At 61.4% G+C, this 16,350-nt stretch carries 15 protein-coding genes and 1 pseudogene; 11 read left to right on the top strand and 5 right to left on the bottom strand.

Features of this window, described 5'->3' with window-relative positions:
• Window positions 1-268 precede the first annotated feature (268 nt).
• From GOB93_RS19255 to GOB93_RS19270, 4 genes are all read right to left on the bottom strand, one after another.
• Complete coding sequence (locus tag GOB93_RS19255; RefSeq protein ID WP_173585043.1) at window positions 269-508, bottom strand: (2Fe-2S)-binding protein; 240 nt, start codon at window positions 506-508, stop codon at window positions 269-271.
• A gap of 677 nt (window positions 509-1,185) precedes the next feature.
• Window positions 1,186-1,956: a DUF2076 domain-containing protein gene (locus GOB93_RS19260; RefSeq protein ID WP_173585044.1), complete on the bottom strand. Its 771-nt coding sequence runs from the start codon at window positions 1,954-1,956 to the stop codon at window positions 1,186-1,188.
• Between the two features lie 131 nt (window positions 1,957-2,087).
• Window positions 2,088-2,579: a kinase inhibitor gene (locus tag GOB93_RS19265; protein WP_173585045.1), complete on the bottom strand. Its 492-nt coding sequence runs from the start codon at window positions 2,577-2,579 to the stop codon at window positions 2,088-2,090.
• 109 nt (window positions 2,580-2,688) lie between these two features.
• Complete coding sequence (locus GOB93_RS19270) at window positions 2,689-2,907, bottom strand: hypothetical protein (protein ID WP_173585046.1); 219 nt, start codon at window positions 2,905-2,907, stop codon at window positions 2,689-2,691.
• A 666-nt stretch (window positions 2,908-3,573) separates the two neighbouring features.
• Here GOB93_RS19270 and GOB93_RS19275 point away from each other — a divergent pair.
• Entirely contained in the window at window positions 3,574-5,874 is a 2,301-nt protein-coding gene (locus GOB93_RS19275) for a formylglycine-generating enzyme family protein (RefSeq protein WP_198912733.1), read from the top strand.
• A gap of 183 nt (window positions 5,875-6,057) precedes the next feature.
• Here GOB93_RS19275 and GOB93_RS19280 read toward each other — a convergent pair whose 3' ends face one another.
• On the bottom strand, window positions 6,058-6,570 hold the full coding sequence (locus GOB93_RS19280) for a hypothetical protein (protein WP_173585042.1): 513 nt from the start codon (window positions 6,568-6,570) through the stop codon (window positions 6,058-6,060).
• Between GOB93_RS19280 and queA the strand changes: the two genes are divergently transcribed.
• From queA to GOB93_RS19330, 10 genes and pseudogenes are all read left to right on the top strand, one after another.
• Window positions 6,511-7,572, top strand: coding sequence for a tRNA preQ1(34) S-adenosylmethionine ribosyltransferase-isomerase QueA (gene queA, locus GOB93_RS19285; protein ID WP_173585055.1), 1,062 nt, complete (start codon window positions 6,511-6,513; stop codon window positions 7,570-7,572). The two genes, GOB93_RS19280 and queA, sit on opposite strands and share 60 nt — an antisense overlap.
• Before the next feature lie 299 nt (window positions 7,573-7,871).
• A complete protein-coding gene (gene tgt / locus GOB93_RS19290) occupies window positions 7,872-9,038 on the top strand; it encodes a tRNA guanosine(34) transglycosylase Tgt (protein WP_173585047.1) in 1,167 nt (388 codons plus the stop codon).
• A gap of 182 nt (window positions 9,039-9,220) precedes the next feature.
• Window positions 9,221-10,288: a tRNA epoxyqueuosine(34) reductase QueG gene (gene queG, locus GOB93_RS19295; RefSeq protein ID WP_173585048.1), complete on the top strand. Its 1,068-nt coding sequence runs from the start codon at window positions 9,221-9,223 to the stop codon at window positions 10,286-10,288.
• Window positions 10,285-10,527, top strand: coding sequence for a ribbon-helix-helix domain-containing protein (locus GOB93_RS19300; RefSeq protein WP_173585049.1), 243 nt, complete (start codon window positions 10,285-10,287; stop codon window positions 10,525-10,527). The genes queG and GOB93_RS19300 overlap by 4 nt, the downstream gene beginning before the upstream one ends.
• A gap of 233 nt (window positions 10,528-10,760) precedes the next feature.
• Entirely contained in the window at window positions 10,761-10,940 is a 180-nt protein-coding gene (locus GOB93_RS19305) for a hypothetical protein (RefSeq protein WP_173585050.1), read from the top strand.
• Between the two features lie 268 nt (window positions 10,941-11,208).
• Entirely contained in the window at window positions 11,209-12,036 is an 828-nt protein-coding gene (locus GOB93_RS19310) for a TerB family tellurite resistance protein (RefSeq protein ID WP_173585051.1), read from the top strand.
• Between the two features lie 369 nt (window positions 12,037-12,405).
• Entirely contained in the window at window positions 12,406-13,164 is a 759-nt protein-coding gene (locus tag GOB93_RS19315; protein WP_173585056.1) for an MlaA family lipoprotein, read from the top strand.
• A gap of 31 nt (window positions 13,165-13,195) precedes the next feature.
• Window positions 13,196-13,822, top strand: a complete 627-nt coding sequence (locus GOB93_RS19320) for an MlaC/ttg2D family ABC transporter substrate-binding protein (RefSeq protein WP_173585052.1) — start codon at window positions 13,196-13,198, stop codon at window positions 13,820-13,822.
• Window positions 13,823-14,287: 465 nt separating this feature from the next.
• The gene (locus tag GOB93_RS19325; protein ID WP_173585053.1) at window positions 14,288-15,805 is read left to right on the top strand and encodes an NADH-quinone oxidoreductase subunit M; all 1,518 of its coding nucleotides are present in this window, start codon (window positions 14,288-14,290) and stop codon (window positions 15,803-15,805) included.
• 164 nt (window positions 15,806-15,969) lie between these two features.
• A pseudogene (locus GOB93_RS19330) lies at window positions 15,970-16,350 on the top strand (IS5 family transposase); the annotation flags it as partial.

Here is a 16,350-nt window from a genome sequence, read left to right on the forward strand (position 1 = left end):
CTCGACTTCAACCACTTCATCGTCAGCCGAAACAGCAACGACGGAACCGTCAATATCTACGGACGCAACGGGAACTCCCTCGCCGCACGCGTCCAGGCAGCCTTCTGAGCAGCAAAAACAGACGCCCGTTCCGGGGAAAGGGCGTCTGTTTTCCTGCGGATATGTGCGGGATGGTTTTGCGAGGCTTTGCTCCGCATCCCACAAAGGGGCGCGGCCCCTTTGATCCTGATCTGTTAAACTAAAAGAGGTCGGACGAATCCCTGCCCTGTCAGGCAACGGCCTGATAGAGTCCGTTATCCGCTGAAATTTCGCTGACCGTGCGCAGGGCCGCGAGAGCCTTCTGCTCCTTCAGAGCCTGCCGCAGCATGCAGACAACACCGGGAACGCAGTTGCCGCATTTCGCGCGGCATTTCCTGGATGCGTAGACTTCCTGAGGGCGGGTTGCCCCGGCACCAACCGCAGCGTGAACGTCTTTATCCGTCAGACCATTACAGGAGCAGATGAACATCCAGGAGCCTCTTACCGAACCACAGATGAGGCACAAAACCATAAATGAGAACGCTTCGCAATACCATTCTCAACACGACGCTGTGACGTGACGGACAGATAATCGTCGTTCCCGCATGTTATATCGGGGATGTAAGTCATTGATTTCGCCGGGAGACAGGGACAGCGGTTCATCAGGGCAGTCGGCGCCAGGCAGGTTGCGAACTGCCTGTTTCCTGAATGGATCTGAGTTTTTTCTTTGCCAGGCGGGCCGTATCCGATGCCGCCCCTGCGCGGGATCCGTTGTTTCCGGCCGGGATTCTCCTTCGTCCGGATATGATGTCTGTCTTTAATTCAGGAGAATGACAGAACCCTGAAAAGGGCTCCCCGCCGTTTCCGGCCTATGGGAGTCATTTTGCAATGTCATGGAGCGGGTGCCCGGATATAAAAAAAGGCGTTTATGTATTTTGCAAACAGGAGACAAAGCAGGGCTCTGCCCTGCACCCAAATTTAATTTAACAGACCGGGATCAAAGGGACTGTGTCCCTTTGTGGGGTTCGGGGCAAAGCCCTGAAAAGCGATCCGGTCTGGATGTGCAAAGTATACAAACGCTAATAAAAAAACAGGGGCGACTACCCCTGCTTTCCGGATTTCATAAAAACATTTCTGGTGAAGCTTTTTTCAAAAGCCTCAGGAGATTCAGAACGACTGGTCGTCGCCACCACCACCCCAGTCATCTCCGCCGCCGCCCCAGTCGCCGCCGGAATCACCGCCGGCGTCGAAGTTCGGGTCAACAGCCGTGCCCGGACCGGCGAACGGATCGGCCGCCTGTGACGGGTCCGTGCCGTAATTGTTGTTGATGATGGTTTCACCGCCGGGTACGCCGGCGCCCCAGCCGCCGGCATCGGCTCCGCCATGATGACCACTGAACAGATCCGTCAAGGCATTCGCCGCCATCATACCGCCGGCCACGCCTGCTGCCGTGGTGAGGGCTGAACCAAGGAAACCGGTGCCGCGCTGCTGGAACATGCCAGGCTGGAAACCCGGCGGCATCGGCTGCATCTGCGGTGGCTGAGCATAGCCCTGCTGACCACCCCAGCCCGGAGGAGGCGCCGCCTGCGGACGCTGCTGCTGACCACCACCGAAGAGGCCGCCGAGGAAGCCGCCGCCGGAGTTTTTCTGCTGCGACTGCTGCTGGAGCGCCTGCTGGGCCTGCTGAAGCTGGAACTGCAGCTCCCGGATACGGTTCTGCGCCTCGACCAGAGCGGCTTCCTGCACGACCGCCATCTGAGTGATGCGGTAGCGGGCTTCCGGGTATTTCTGGAAATTCTCGGCGATGAACTGGTCCGCCTGCGGATCAATCGGCGGCAGGGACGGGCTGGTCGCGGGTACGCTGCCGAACGCGGCCTGAGGCGCGCCGCCAACCCGGGCGATGAATTTGGCGATCAGATCGCGTTCTTCGTTGGTCATCCTGCTTAACCCCTCAAGGCCGTGAAAAATCGGCTCACATCATAGTGTGGGGAGATGTCCCGCAATCCGCAAGACTTCTCCTGTATCGCCTGCTCTGTGTCATCCGGTCCTGTATCGTCTGATCAGGGCGATTATCGGGCATGTCCGTAGAGAGCGGTGATCTGTGCTGAGGCGAGACGATGATGATTCAGCATGAAACCGACCATTGCCGGAGTCGCGTCCGCCGGCAGATCCAGCTTCGGGACGTCCAGAGCGGTGACGGTAAAGGTATACCGATGAACCCGCCCCGGAGGCGGCGCTGCGCCGCCATAGCCGGGAGTCCCGAAATCCGTGCGGAGCTGCACTGCGCTTTCCGGCAGGCCGCCTTTTCCGGACCCGGCCCCCTCCGGCAGGGAAGTGACCGTCGGCGGAATATTGATCACCACCCAGTGCCACCAGCCGGAACCGGTCGGCGCGTCCGGATCGTATGCGGTCACGACGAAGCTCCGGGTTCCCTCCGGCGCGTCTTTCCATGTCAGCGGGGGCGACAGATTGCCGCCTGTCTCGCCCATGCCGGAATACACCTGGGCCTGCGGCAGAACCGCGCCGTTGACAAAAGCTGAGCTTGTGAGGGTAAGCGCCATGACACTCCGGTTCCTTTCCGTCCGCAGGGGCCATCTGCCGGGTCCGTTTCCGGCCGATTCTTCCGACCGTTTCTTCTGGCCGGTCGTTTCGGGGAAACGCGACCAGCCGTTACCAGTTCAGGCTGATAAGCCAGAATTCCTCTGAGGTCAGGGTGATTCCGTTACTCTCGGGCGACTCCGCGGCGGCGCCGGCCAGGGCCGCGATACGTTCGACCATGATCATCTTGCGCTGATGTGCTTCTGACGATTCACCGGCCGATTTCAGCACATCCAGCGACGTTCTGGCTGCTTTCGCGACGCGGGCGGCGTCGAGCAGGGCGTAAGACATAGGACTTCCTTTTCACTGTCCGGATTATTCCGTCTGCATGGGAAAATGGCCCTGTGGACGAAGAGGTTCAACCCCGGCCAGGGGATTGCGGGGTGGCGTCGGGCGCGTGGGTGATCCTGCTTCCGGACCGGGCGATGGCCGGCACAGGTGAGGTGTTTCCGGTCACCAAGGCCTGGGAGTTTTCTTTTCCGGCAGATCCCGGACAGTTCGGGGGACGGGATGAAAGGCGGGCGGATTCCGGAAAATTCCGGACGTTTCAGCTTCGGATGAGAAACGGAATATGCGGGGCGGGATATCTTTCGGGGCTATGTTTCCGGGTGGAGACGAAACCGGCGACCAGGAGAGGATCACGGCACCCCGTCGTATTATGACGGCCAGACATGGGATACGCCATTACGCTGTCGCATCGGATGGGTTTATGGCGTAATATGTTTCAGCGGCAGGCGGACACCCTGCGGGCTCCGGCGTGAGAGAATCAGCATGAGATATCAGTCGCGTTCGTCCGTACGCCAGCCTTCCGGCTGAGAGCGGACACGCTCTGAGGAACCGGCGCGGCTGTTCTTTCCGATACTTCCCCCCGATACTGCCCCGGCACTTTCATGGATCTGACTGTATGACCTCTCCGTCACGTGTTTACTCCGTTGCTGTCCCTTTGCCGGACCGGGCATGACGAGGGCTGGCATCGTGGCAGGGAAACCGGGTCTCCATGACAGGCGCGACGGCCAGGCACGTCATGCTCTGATCCGCCGTCTCGTTCCGCTGCTGACGGTCTTTCTGCTGAGCAGTTCATCCGGCCTCCTGGCCACCGCTCAGGCGGCGGAATGGCGGTCCGATTACGCGCTGCGGCCACGTCCGGACGGGCCCGGTCTGAGCAGTCTTGCGCCGCCGGTGGGGCCGGAAACATATCTGGCGGACGGGCCGGACAGCCCGGAAGCCAGAAACGGGTGGCTGGACGCCATGCGGGCGTGGCGTGCGGCCCGGCTGAAGGAGATCGGATATCATGACGAGTTGTATCGCCGTGTCGATCTGAGCTGGACGCGGCATGTTTTTACCCAGGATCAGCTGCTGGCGCAGGATCGCAGTCTGTATGATCCTGATTCCGGCCGCTACACGGTGGACCGGGCTCTGGCCGGGATCGGATCCCGGTTCGGACCACTGGATTCGGTTCTGATCTGGCCTGCCTATCCCAATATCGGTCTGGACGCCCGCAACCAGCTTGATCTTCTGCGCGATATGCCCGGCGGCATTCCGGGTCTGCGGTCCATGGTCGCTGATTTTCACAGGCGCGGTGTCCGGGTGTTTTTTCCTGTGGTGATCTGGGATCGCGGCACGCGTGACGAGGGCGGGTCGTTTTCCGATGCCTCCATGACGCTGCTGCATGAGATCGGAGCGGATGGCATCAATTTCGACACGCTGGACACGGTGCCTGACGCGAACCGGAAAGCCGGCGAGAGGCTGTCGCCGCCGATTGCCTTTGAGCCGCAGTTCGACCCGCAGAATGCCTCGCTGGCTGACAGCGCGATCAGCTGGAGCGACTGGGTTCTGTGGGACGATCTGAAATGGCCGTTCGTGCCGCGTGTCAGTCGTGTGAAGTGGCTGGAGCCGCGTCATGCGACGCTGATGACCGACAGATACGCGCGGTTTAAGATCAACAGTCTGCAGACGGCGTTTCTCAATGGCGCGGGATATGTGCTCATTGAGAATATCTGGGGATTCTGGAACGGGTTTTCCGAACGGGATGCGGAGGCGGTGCGTCGTTTTACGCGCATTGAGCGGGCGTTTTCCGGTCTGATGGTCTCGCGGGACTGGGAGCCGCTGGTGCCGGTTCTGCAATCCGGTGTGTATGCCAGCCGTTTTCCGGGGAAAGACCGTGTCGTCTGGACGCTGGCGAACCGGAATGACTATGCGGTGGACGGCGAGCAGATTGCCCTCCCGGTCCGGCCGGGCGCGCGTTATTACGATCTCTGGCGTGGCCGCGCGCTGCATCCGGAGGTGCGGGATGGTCAGGTCGTTCTGCGTTTTTCCATGGAGGCGCTGGGCTTCGGCGCGATTCTGGAGGACCAGAGCGGTGCGCCTGGTCCGGATCTGGTTTCTTTCCTCAGTGCGGCTGCGAAAGACGCGAATCGTCCTCTCGACTCTCTGAGCCGTGCGACGCCGTTCGCCCGGCAGTCCATGGTGCCGGTGGCGGCGACGCCGGTCTGGCGCGGGGCTGTTCCTGACGGGATGGTTCGCATTCCTGCCGCCGATTACGACTTTCGGGTAAACGGGATCGAGATTGAAAATGGTGATGATCCGGGAACGGATGTTCAGTTTGACTGGGAGACGTCTCCGCGCCGATCGCACCGGCACCGGGTCCATATCGCGCCCTTTCTGATCGACCGGACGCCGGTCACCAATGACGCCTTCAGGCAGTTTCTGCAGGCGACCGGGTATCATCCAAAGGACGATCATAATTTCCTGCGGGACTGGAAAGACGGGACGTATCCCGCCGGCTGGGCGAACCGGCCGGTGACGTGGGTTTCGATTGAAGATGCGCGGGCTTACGCCCACTGGGCGGGAAAGCGCCTGCCGCATGTCTGGGAGTGGCAGTATGCGGCGCAGGGAATGGATGGCCGGCTTTATCCGTGGGGGAATACGTGGGACGCGTCCGCTGTTCCGCCGAAGGATACGTCACGCACGCCGCATCCGCCTTCGGAGGTGTCCGCTTTCCCGGCCGGGGCCAGTCCGTTCGGCGTGCTGGACATGGAGGGCAATGTTGCGCAGTGGACCGACGAGTTCCGCGATGAGCATACGCGTGCGGCCATCCTGAGAGGGGGCGATTATTACCGGCCGGCGGGCAGCATGTGGTATTTTCCGAAGAGTGACCGGCTGGATGAGCAGGAGAAATATCTGCTGCTGTCACCCGGACGGGACCGGTCCGGCATGGTGGGGTTTCGCTGCGTGCGTGATCTGTCCGATGCGCCGTGAGAGTGGGTTTTGTATCGTTTGGCAGATACAGGGCTGGGTGGTTTTTCAGGGCTCTGCCCTGAAACCCGCAAAGGGACGCGGTTCCTCTGATCCCGGGTTGTTAAATAATAAGAGACTGCTTCAAACGCTTCACCGGGATAAAGCCTTTCATAACATACGAATAATATTATGTTTTTTGTCCCGCTATCCGCTCATATAAGCCAGCCTCAAAAAAAGCGCGCCACGACAAACCTTTGATAAAAAAAATAATAAAAGTTTTTGGGTGCCGCCTTTTCCCAAAAAGGCGGTGTCTTCTGAAGCTTTTAAAAAAGCTTCACCAAAAATTTCTTTATGATTTAAAGGAGATTTCACCAGAAGGCTTTTGAAACAGCCTCTAAAAGAAGCGTTTGCGCGGCGCGCCCTCGCCTGACGATCACTGCCGGTTTCAGGCAGACCCCTGTTCCGGTTCCAGTTTGCAAAATACATAAACGCTCTGAAAAGAGCAGTCCCGCGGGCCACCAGGATGGATCGGGAAAAGCTGTCGAGGTCTGCACGCAGAGGCGCGTGGTTTCCCTGCTTCCGTTTTTCTGAATGAACCGGATCACGGATTATCCGGGCTGGCGCAAAGAGGCGGGAGTTCGTAAAGGCTGCGGCGTTATGGATAATCGTACGGCTGATTTTGATTTTGACCTGCCGCAGGAGCGGATCGCGCAACACCCGGTGAAGCCCCGGGACAGTGCGCGGCTGCTGGATGTGCCGTGTGAGCCGGGGATGCCGCTGGCGGACCGGCATGTGCGGGATCTGCCAGGACTGTTGCGAGCCGGGGATCTGCTGGTGGCGAACGACACGGCGGTGATTCCGGCGCAGCTTCATGCCCGGCGAGGCGAGGCGAAGATCGGGGTGACGCTGGATCAGCATCAGGCGGACGGATCGTGGAGCGCGCTGATTAAGAACGCTAAACGGCTGCGGGTCGGAGATGTGCTGACCTTTCCGGGTGCTTCGGACGATACGGCCGCGGTTGTCAGTCTGGATGGTGAGGGCGGGGCGACGCTGCGGTTTTCCTGCGAGGGAGAGGCGTTCGACGCCTTTCTCCGGACGGCGGGAGCGCTGGCGTTACCGCCCTATATCGCGCGACCTGAGGGGCCGACGGCGGAGGATGAGCGGGACTACCGGACGATTTTTGCCGAGCATAAGGGCGCGGTGGCGGCGCCGACGGCCGGACTGCATTTCACGCCGAAACTGCTGGCGCGGCTGGATGAGGCGGGGATCGGGCGGGAGACGCTGACGCTGCATGTGGGGGCGGGCACGTTTCTTCCAGTGCGCTCCGAGACGCTGTCGGCGCATAAGATGCATGCGGAGCGGGGGATCATCACGCAGCGCGTGGCGAACCGGATCAACGAGACGCGGGCGCGTGGCGGGCGGATCGTCGCGGTGGGGACGACATCCCTGCGGCTGCTGGAGAGCGCGGCGACGGAAGACGGGCGGGTGATGCCATTCGACGGGGATACGTCGATTTTCATTCATCCGGGCTATCGGTTCCGGGCGGTGGATCTGCTGATGACGAATTTCCATCTGCCGCGTTCGACGCTGTTCATGCTGGTCTGCGCGTTTGCGGGGACGGAGCGGATGCGGGCGGCTTACGCGCATGCGGTGGCGGACGGATACCGGTTCTATTCATATGGCGACGCGTGTCTGTTGCGGCGGGCGACGGCGGGGTGAGTTTAGGGGCGCTGCCCCGAACCCCGCAAAGGGACACAGTCCCTTTGATCCCGGTTTGTTAAAATTAAGAGCGTGAAGAGCAGAGTCCCGGCTCAGTCTCCTGACGGCAAAATGCATAAACCTGCTTTTTATTTAACATACCGGTGTCCAGAGGCCTGCGGCCTCTGGCGGGTTTCAGGGCAGAGCCCTGAGCAGATAGTCTCCGGCAGGCAGAGTCTGCCCTGTCTTTCGGATTTGTCGTTATACACTCGCCTGGCTATGCAGCGCCTTCCAGGGCGGAACTGAAATACGGGACGACGATGAAAAGCGAGACATTCCGCTGGATCTGTGAATCCACGGACGGCGCAGCGCGAGCGGGGCGGCTGCAGACCGCGCACGGACCGGTTGAGACGCCGACATTCATGCCGGTGGGCACGGTTGGCACGGTCAAGGCGATGACGATGGATGCGGTGCGATCCACGGGCGCCGGGATCGTGCTGGGAAACACGTATCATCTGATGCTGCGTCCCGGTGCGGAGCGCGTGCGGGCGCTGGGCGGGCTGCATCGGTTCATGGACTGGCCGGGGCCGATCCTGACGGATTCCGGCGGGTTTCAGGTGATGTCGCTGGGCGCGCTGCGGAAGCTGGACCAGGACGGGGTGACGTTTCAGTCGCATATTGACGGCTCGAAGTACCGGCTGGACCCGGAGCGTTCGACGGCGATTCAGCATGCGCTGGATGCGACGATTACGATGTGTCTGGATGAGTGCCCGGCGCTGCCGGCTGAGTCTGAAGCGATTGCGGCGTCCATGCGGATGTCGATGCGCTGGGCAGCGCGGTCCCGCGAGGCATTCGTCGCGCGGCCGGGTTACGGGCAGTTCGGAATTGTGCAGGGCGGGACGGAGCCGGAGCTGCGGGCGGAGAGCGTGAAGGCGCTGACGGAGATCGGGTTCGAGGGCTATGCGGTTGGCGGTCTGGCGGTGGGCGAAGGTCAGGAACTGATGTTTTCCACGCTCGACGTGACGACGCCGCTGATGCCGTCCGATGCGCCGCGTTACCTGATGGGCGTGGGGACACCGGACGATCTGCTGGGAGCGGTGGAGCGCGGGATCGACATGTTCGACTGCGTTATGCCGACGCGGGCGGGACGGACGGCGCGGGCCTATACCGAGCGCGGGACGATGAATCTGCGGAATGCGCGGTTTGCCGGCGATGCGCGGCCGATCTCGCCGCATTGCGACTGTCTGGCGTGTTCGCGGCACTCGCGGGCCTATCTGCATCATCTGTTCCGGACGAACGAGATTCTGGGGCCGATGCTGCTGACATGGCATAATCTGGCGTATTATCAGCGGCTGATGCGGGGCATCCGGGCGGCAATCGTGGATGGCACGCTGGCGGTGCACGGGGCGCATCTGCGGGCGGAATGGGCAGCGGAGGACTGGTCGGAAGACGAACTGCCACAGCCGGTTATTCCGCCGGTGGCGTGAAACAGGCTGGCCTCTGATCCGCTAAACTAAACGGGGTGAAGGAGTTGTGCCCCCTTCCGGGCGCCGGACAGCGCCCTGCACCTGGTCCATCTTTTGCGACCAGGTTTACGGGCTATGAACAGGATCACGGCAGGGTTCTGAAGCGTTCTCTCAGTATTTAAACGGGTCCGGAAAGCTTTATCATGTCCTCGACGGCGTTTCTGACACTGGCTGAGCGGATCCGGGAGCGGGCCTTCGCGCTGGGTTTCGACGCGTTCGGGATCTGTGATGCGGAGACCGGATCTGAAACAGGTGATCGTTTGCGGGCGTTTCTGGCGGAAGGCCGGCATGGAACGATGGGCTGGCTGGCGGAACGTGTGGAGCAGCGAGCCCGTCCTCAGGGATTATGGCCCGAGGCGAGAAGCGTGATCTCGGTCGGAATGTCCTATGCGCCGGAGGGCGATCCGCTGGCGACGCTGAAGCAGGCGGATGCGGGCAATATTTCGGTGTATGCGCGGCATCGCGATTATCATGATGTGATCAAGGGACTGCTGAAGCATCTGGCGCAGTTTGTGGCTCTCGAAGCCCGGCGGGGCGGGGTGGACGCGGCGGTGAAGGTGTTTGTCGATACGGCGCCGGTGCCGGAGAAGACGCTGGCGGAACGGGCCGGTCTGGGGTGGCAGGGCAAACACACGAACGTCGTGTCGCGGGATCATGGAAGCTGGCTGCTGCTGGGCGAGATCTATACGACGCTGAAGCTGCCGCCGACGGCGCATCGGGCAGGACAGTGCGGGAGTTGCACGCGCTGCCTGGTGGCGTGTCCGACGGATGCGTTCCCTGCCCCGTATCAGATGGATGCGCGGCGGTGCATTTCCTACCTGACGATCGAGCATGCCGGGTCGATTCCGGAGGAATTCCGGGAGGCGATGGGAAACCGGATTTACGGGTGCGACGACTGCCTGGCGGTCTGTCCGTGGAACCGGTTTGCGGCGGAGTCCCGGCATCTGAAGCTGCGGGCACGGGAAGATCTGGTGGCGCCGAAGCTCGCGGAGCTGGCCGGGCTGGACGATACGGCGTTCCGGAAGCTGTTTTCCGGATCGCCGGTCAAACGGATCGGTCGTTCGCGGTTTGTGCGGAACGTGCTGATCGCGATCGGCAATTCCGGGGAGCCAGCTCTGCGCGGACCGGCGGAGGCGCTGCGTGGTGATTCTGATCCGGTCGTGGCGGAAGCGGCCTGCTGGGCGGTTCAGCGACTCGGGATTTTGTCATGACGCGCCATCTGGTCAAACGCAGTCTTATTCTTTCCGGACATGGAACGAGCGTCGCGCTGGAGCAGGAATTCTGGGACGTTCTTGACAGCATGGCTGCCCTGCAGGACGTGCCGGTCGCGCGCCTGGTCGAATCCATTGACGTTTCCCGTGGCCAGGATCGGCCTCTTGCTTCGGCTTTGCGTGTTGCGGCGCTGCTTTATGCCAGATCGGGCAACATCGGGGATCTGGAGACAAGGTAGAGTGAGCGGGTCTGCCGCCGTCCCTAGCTGACCACCGGATGACGGGACATGCGCCGGGCCGGACGCATGCCTCAGCGGAAGTACGCACCCGGCTCCTCTGATATTTAGCTAATGAGATGAAAACTTTGCCCGCTGTTCCCGAGATCATTAACCATTCAGAAGGGACTCCTGATCTAGCGTCCCGGCAACGGCCGACTTCTGCCACAAACCGACCGAACAGAGGTGAGGATTCCATGTCCGCCAATGTCCTGCGTATGCCTCATTGCCCGCAGACGAGCCCGCTGATGATCTCGCATTCCCTTCTGCAGATGGCCGATGTCGTCTGGAGAGCCGGGATGACGGGACTTGCGGTCGAGCTGGTGGGGCTGGCGCATTCCGCCATTGACCGTTCTCCGGATACCGGCGGTATCTGATTTTTGCGGTCACCGGCCTTTCTGGTCACTGGTTTCCGGGTCACTGGCTTTCGCAGCCTCTGGCCGGACACCGTTATCGGTGAGAGCGGGCAACAGATACTGACGGGGCGGAGCCGGTTCATCTGCCGCCCCGTCAGCAGTTATCCTGCTGTCAGTTTCCTGTGATAACCTGGACAGGTATGCCACGTTTCCGCCAAGCCTCCCCGGCATGAAGGCCATCCGGAGCGTGGGCTTGGGTGGTCCGGTCCGGGGTGCTAGACGTTAGTTTATGGGAATCTGGGGCAAGATATTCGGAACCGTGGCCGGATTTGCTGTCGGCGGGCGGATGGGAGCGGTCTTTGGCGCCGCTCTTGGTCATGCCGCCGATCGCGGATCGCTGATCGAGCCTCCATCGGGAGGCTGGAGCGATCGCTGGCGTGCGCGCGCCGCACCGGACCCGAGAGGGGCGGCGGCGTTTATCGCGGCGAAATTCGCGGCCGTCACCGGCCGGCGGGACCAGCTGTATTCGCTCTGCGCGATCATTCTGGCTGCCAAGCTTGCGAAATGTGATGCGCCGGTGAACAGGCGGGAGATTGACGCTTTCAAAACCCGTATACGTTTTCCTCCCGAAAACGCGGCGGAGGTAGGGCGTCTGTTCGATTTTGCCCGGCAGCGCACGGATGATTACGAGCATTTCGCCCGCGAACTCGGGCACAGCTTTCGTAATCAGAAAGTGATGCTCGAGGATCTGATGTCGACGCTGTTCTTCATTGCCCGGGCTGACTGTCCGGACGGGCAGCCGCTTCATGCCGCCGAAACCCGCTTTCTGATGCGCGTCCACAGGGCCTTCGGGCTGGGTCAGGGCGCCTGGGACCGGGCGGAATCCGGACGGTCGCGGCCGGCGATGGCGGAAGATGACGCCTATACGGTCCTCGGAATTTCCATCACGGCGACAGATGACGAGGTTCGCGGCACCTGGCGCAGACTGGTTCGCATCTATCATCCTGACACGCTGATGGCGCGGAACGCGAGCCAGGAAGAGGTTCAGGCGGCTGTGGCAAAAATCTCACGGATCAATGCCGCCTGGGATGTCATCAAACGGGACCGTCGTCTGTAGGCGGACCCGACCGGTCGTGCCGTATGCTCAACTTTTAGCCATGACGTGCGTTAGAAGCGGGACTGCCACGCTTTTCCTTTCATGAGTGCGGCACATCCGTCACAGCGTTCCGCCACACTCTCCCGGGACAGAGGACTCCATGCCTTCCGCTGATTGCATCCGGAACACGACGTGTTAGAGAGGGCGAGGATCGGACGATCTTCGCTGGTTGAAGGAACCCGCCCTGCCGATGGCCGGAAGCGCCACGGGGAGATCGATGTTGCTACGGAGACACTGACGGGTATGGGTTCAGTCACGGACGATCAGCAGGTTGCTCTCCTCCCGGATGGTTCGGCACGCCAGTCCGCACTTCGCAGCAGACGATACGGAATGATCCGCTCCGGCACGCTGGGCCTCGCGGTGCTGACGCTGACGGGCTGTGCGTCGATGACCGTTCCGAAGCCGAAAGACCCTGAGGCGCTGGCGGAATACGAGGAAGCCAACGACAGGTACGAGCCTCTGAACCGGAAGATGTACAATCTCTCGGTCTGGGTTGATAAATATTCGATGCGCCCCGTGGCGAAGGCTTATGTCTGGGCTGTGCCGCGGCCTGTCCGCAGCTCGCTCGGCAACATGATCCGGACGATGAACGAGCCGGTCGTGTTCTTCAATGACGTCGGGGCCGGCAAGCCGCGGCGGGCGGGGGATTCGTTCGCGCGGTGGTGCATCAACATGATTGCCGGCATCGGTGGCTTCATCGATGTGGCGAAATATGCCGGGTATCCGCACCACGACAACGATGGCGGCCTGACGCTGGCGACCTGGGGCATCCCTTCGGGGCCTTATCTGTTCCTGCCGATGATGGGGCCGTCTTCCATTCGTGATGGCATCGGATACGGGCTGGATCAGGGGCTCTCCCCCTGGAACTATGTTCCGCGTGGTTACGGTCTGATTACCTTTAACTGGGCCTATAACATTATGGGCACGATCAACACGCGCGCGGACCATCTGGACGATCTGGATCAGGTCCAGCGTGACGCGCTTGATCCCTATGCCACGATCCGCAGCGCCTATCAGCAGCAGCGCAAGGCGATGGCGGATTCCATCAAGAACGACCATCGGGCCACGGTGCCCGACTGGTACAACTGATCCGATGCAGGAAGACCAGGGACAACTGACCATGAAGACAAGCGCTACCCGCCGCCTCGTGCTCGGAACATTCGCCGCGCTGGCTCTGACCTTTGGTGTAAGCCGGGCGGCGTCGGCCGCGGAGTCGGCGACCTCCTTTGTGAGCCGTCTGGGCACCCAGCTTGTCGCGATCGTGAACAGCGATCTCTCATCGGAGCAGAAGAAGCAGAAGGTGCTTCCGCTTCTGCAGGAAGATGTTGATGTCGACGCCATCGGCCGGTTCTGTCTGGGCCGGTACTGGCGGGTCGCCACACCGGAGCAGCAGACCGAATATCTGAAGCTCTTTCATCAGATCCTTGTGAACGCGATCACGGACAAGCTGGGTGATTATCGCGGTGTGAGCTTTACGATCGGTTCGACGACGCCGAGCGGCGAAGATCAGTCGGTTGACGCGATCCTGCATCGTCCGCAGCAGCCGGATGCGAACATGCAGTGGATCGTCAGCATGGCGGGTGGCTCGCCGAAGGTTGTGGATGTGATCGGCGAGGGTGCGAGCCTGCGTCTGACGCAGCGTCAGGATTACGCGTCCTATATCCAGCGGACGGGCGGCAAGGTCGATACGCTGCTAAGCGCACTGCAGCGCCAGCTTGAAAAGCATCGCGCGGCGAAAGGCGACTGATCACATCATAGTGTTCTGAGCGTAACAGGCGGCCTCGCACCGAACAGGATGCGGGGCTTTTTTTTCAGACATCTGTATCCTTTGCTCATCAGGTGTGGCGGCTTTTTCGGGGCTTTGCCCCGAACCCCGCAAAGGGACGCAGTCCCTTTGATCCCGATTTGTTAAAACATGAGGGGGGAAGGGATCTGCGACCCCTACCGGGTGCAGGGCAGAGCCCTGCTCTGCATTCTGTCCGCAAAGCATCCAAACGCTTTTTTGTCGCATCCCGCAGAAACGGAAGAGGGCATGGCCTCTTTTATTCCTTCAGACTGACAGACCTGGAGCAGGGAAGCCGCGTCTCCTGGCAGGATGCGGAGCACCCCCCGAAAAGCGCCGCTCGGCGGAACGTGACCGCGGGACGGGTGGCGATGCGGATTATGTGGGACTAAGGTCGGTTCAGTTCTGTACCGGACCTGTGAGTACGCCGTGCATCCGATCCTTCTGTCGCTCGTCACTTATCTTCCTCTGGCTGGCGGCATCGCCATCATGCTCGGTCGCGGGCCGGCTGAAACGGCGGACCGGACGGCGCGGTGGGTCGCGTTATGGACCAGTCTGATCGTTCTGGCGCTGACAATGGTGATCTGGACGGAGTTCGATCCGCGACTGCCCGGGGCTCAGTTCGAACAGCAGTTGTCCTGGATGCCGGCTTTCGGGATTTCGTATCATACGGGGCTTGACGGGATCAGCCTTGTCTTCGTGCTGCTGACGGCGTTTCTGACTCCGCTTTCGATCGGTGCGGGATGGCGGAGCATACGGGGACGGGCGGCTGATTTCATGGCCGCCGTGCTGTTCCTGGAAACGGCACTGATGGGGCTGTTTTCCTCGCTCGATCTCGTTCTGTTCTATGTTTTCTATGAAGCGACGCTGATTCCGGGCAGCCTGATGATCGGCGTATGGGGCGGACCGAAGCGGATCTGGGCTTCACTACAGTTCTTCCTGTTCACGTTCGGCGGCTCGCTGTTCATGCTCGTGGCGCTCGTCGCGCTGTGGACGATGGCGGGCACGACGGACATTCCGGTCCTCACGCAGTCACATTTCTCGACGGCGGTGCAGTGCTGGCTGCTGGCGGCCTTTGTCATTGCGTTCGGTGTGAAACTGCCGCTGTTTCCACTGCATGCGTGGCTGCCGGATGCCTATACCGAAGCGCCCACGCCGGCTTCAGCGATGCTGTCGGGCGTGCTCTCGAAAACCGGCGCGTATGGTCTGCTGCGCTTCGGGGTGCTGATGTTCCCGGATGCGGTGCATCGCTTCGCGCCGTTCATTCTGCCGCTTGGCGTTGTGGCGATCATCTACGCGGCGTTCATCGCGTTTGCGCAGACGGACATGAAGCGGCTGATCGCCTATTCCTCGTTTTCCCATATGGGCATGATTGCCGTCGGGCTGTTCACGCTGGACGCGGAGGGTGTTGATGGCGCGATCTATCAGATGCTGTCGCATGGCGTGGTGATCGCGGCTCTGTTCTTCAGTGTGGCGGCCATCGCCTGGCGCGCAGAGACGCGGAATATTTCGGCGCTGGGCGGTGTGGCGTTCAGGATGCCGGCGCTGGCGACGCTGGCCATGCTGTTCACGATGGCCAATGTCGGGCTGCCGGGCACGGGTTCCTTTGTCGGCGAACTGCTGATTCTGATGGGCGCGGTGCATGTTTCGTTCTGGCTGGCGCTGCTGGCGGGCACGACGATGATCATGGGCGCGGTCTATATGCTGGCGCTGTATCGTGACGTGATCTTCGGCACGGTGAAGGGCACGGTCGGACTGCTACGGGATCTGACGGCGGCCGAGATGGCCGTTCTGGCTCCGCTGGCGTTCGTCATTCTCTGGATGGGCGTGCATCCGGCTTCCTTCACGCGGCTGTTCGATCCGGCGGTGACGCAGGCACTGGGGAGCAACGCAGCGACGGCGTTCCACACGGTGGCGCAGCCGGTCCAGGTCGCGGTCAGCCGGTAAAGAGCGTTTCTGATTTTGTGCGGCCGGAGTCGTCACGCATGACGATCCCGGTTCCAGATCGGTAAATTAGGGCGTGTCGTCAGTTAAGCGGGAGGATTATGCCGCTTGTACTCTCGTTTGATCTGTGATGTTTTCTTCCTGTTTCTGGAACGGGGAGAGAGTGAATGTGTCGGTATGGTCTGAACGACGGTCAGTGGAAGCGGATAAAGGATTTCCTCCCGGGTCGTGAAGATCATGTCGGAGGCACGGCTGCGAATAATCGCCTGTTTGTGGAAGCAGTGCTGTATCGTTACCGCGCGGGCATTCCCTGGCGTGATCTGCCTGTGCGCTTCGGGGACTGGAAGAACGTGCACCGGCGGCTGCGTCGCTGGTGCGAAAGCGGTGTGACCGAGCGGATTTTCCGGCATCCGGCCGCCGATCACGACAACGAATATATGATGACCGAAAGCACGATTGTGCGGGCTCACCAGCATAGTGAGGGCGCCCGTAAAAAGGGGGCGCGGATCAGGCCATCGGCCGATCCCGTGGCGGACTGACCACGAAGA

The sequence above is a fragment of the Acetobacter musti genome (assembly GCF_011516835.1).
Taxonomy (GTDB): Bacteria; Pseudomonadota; Alphaproteobacteria; order Acetobacterales; family Acetobacteraceae; genus Acetobacter; species Acetobacter musti.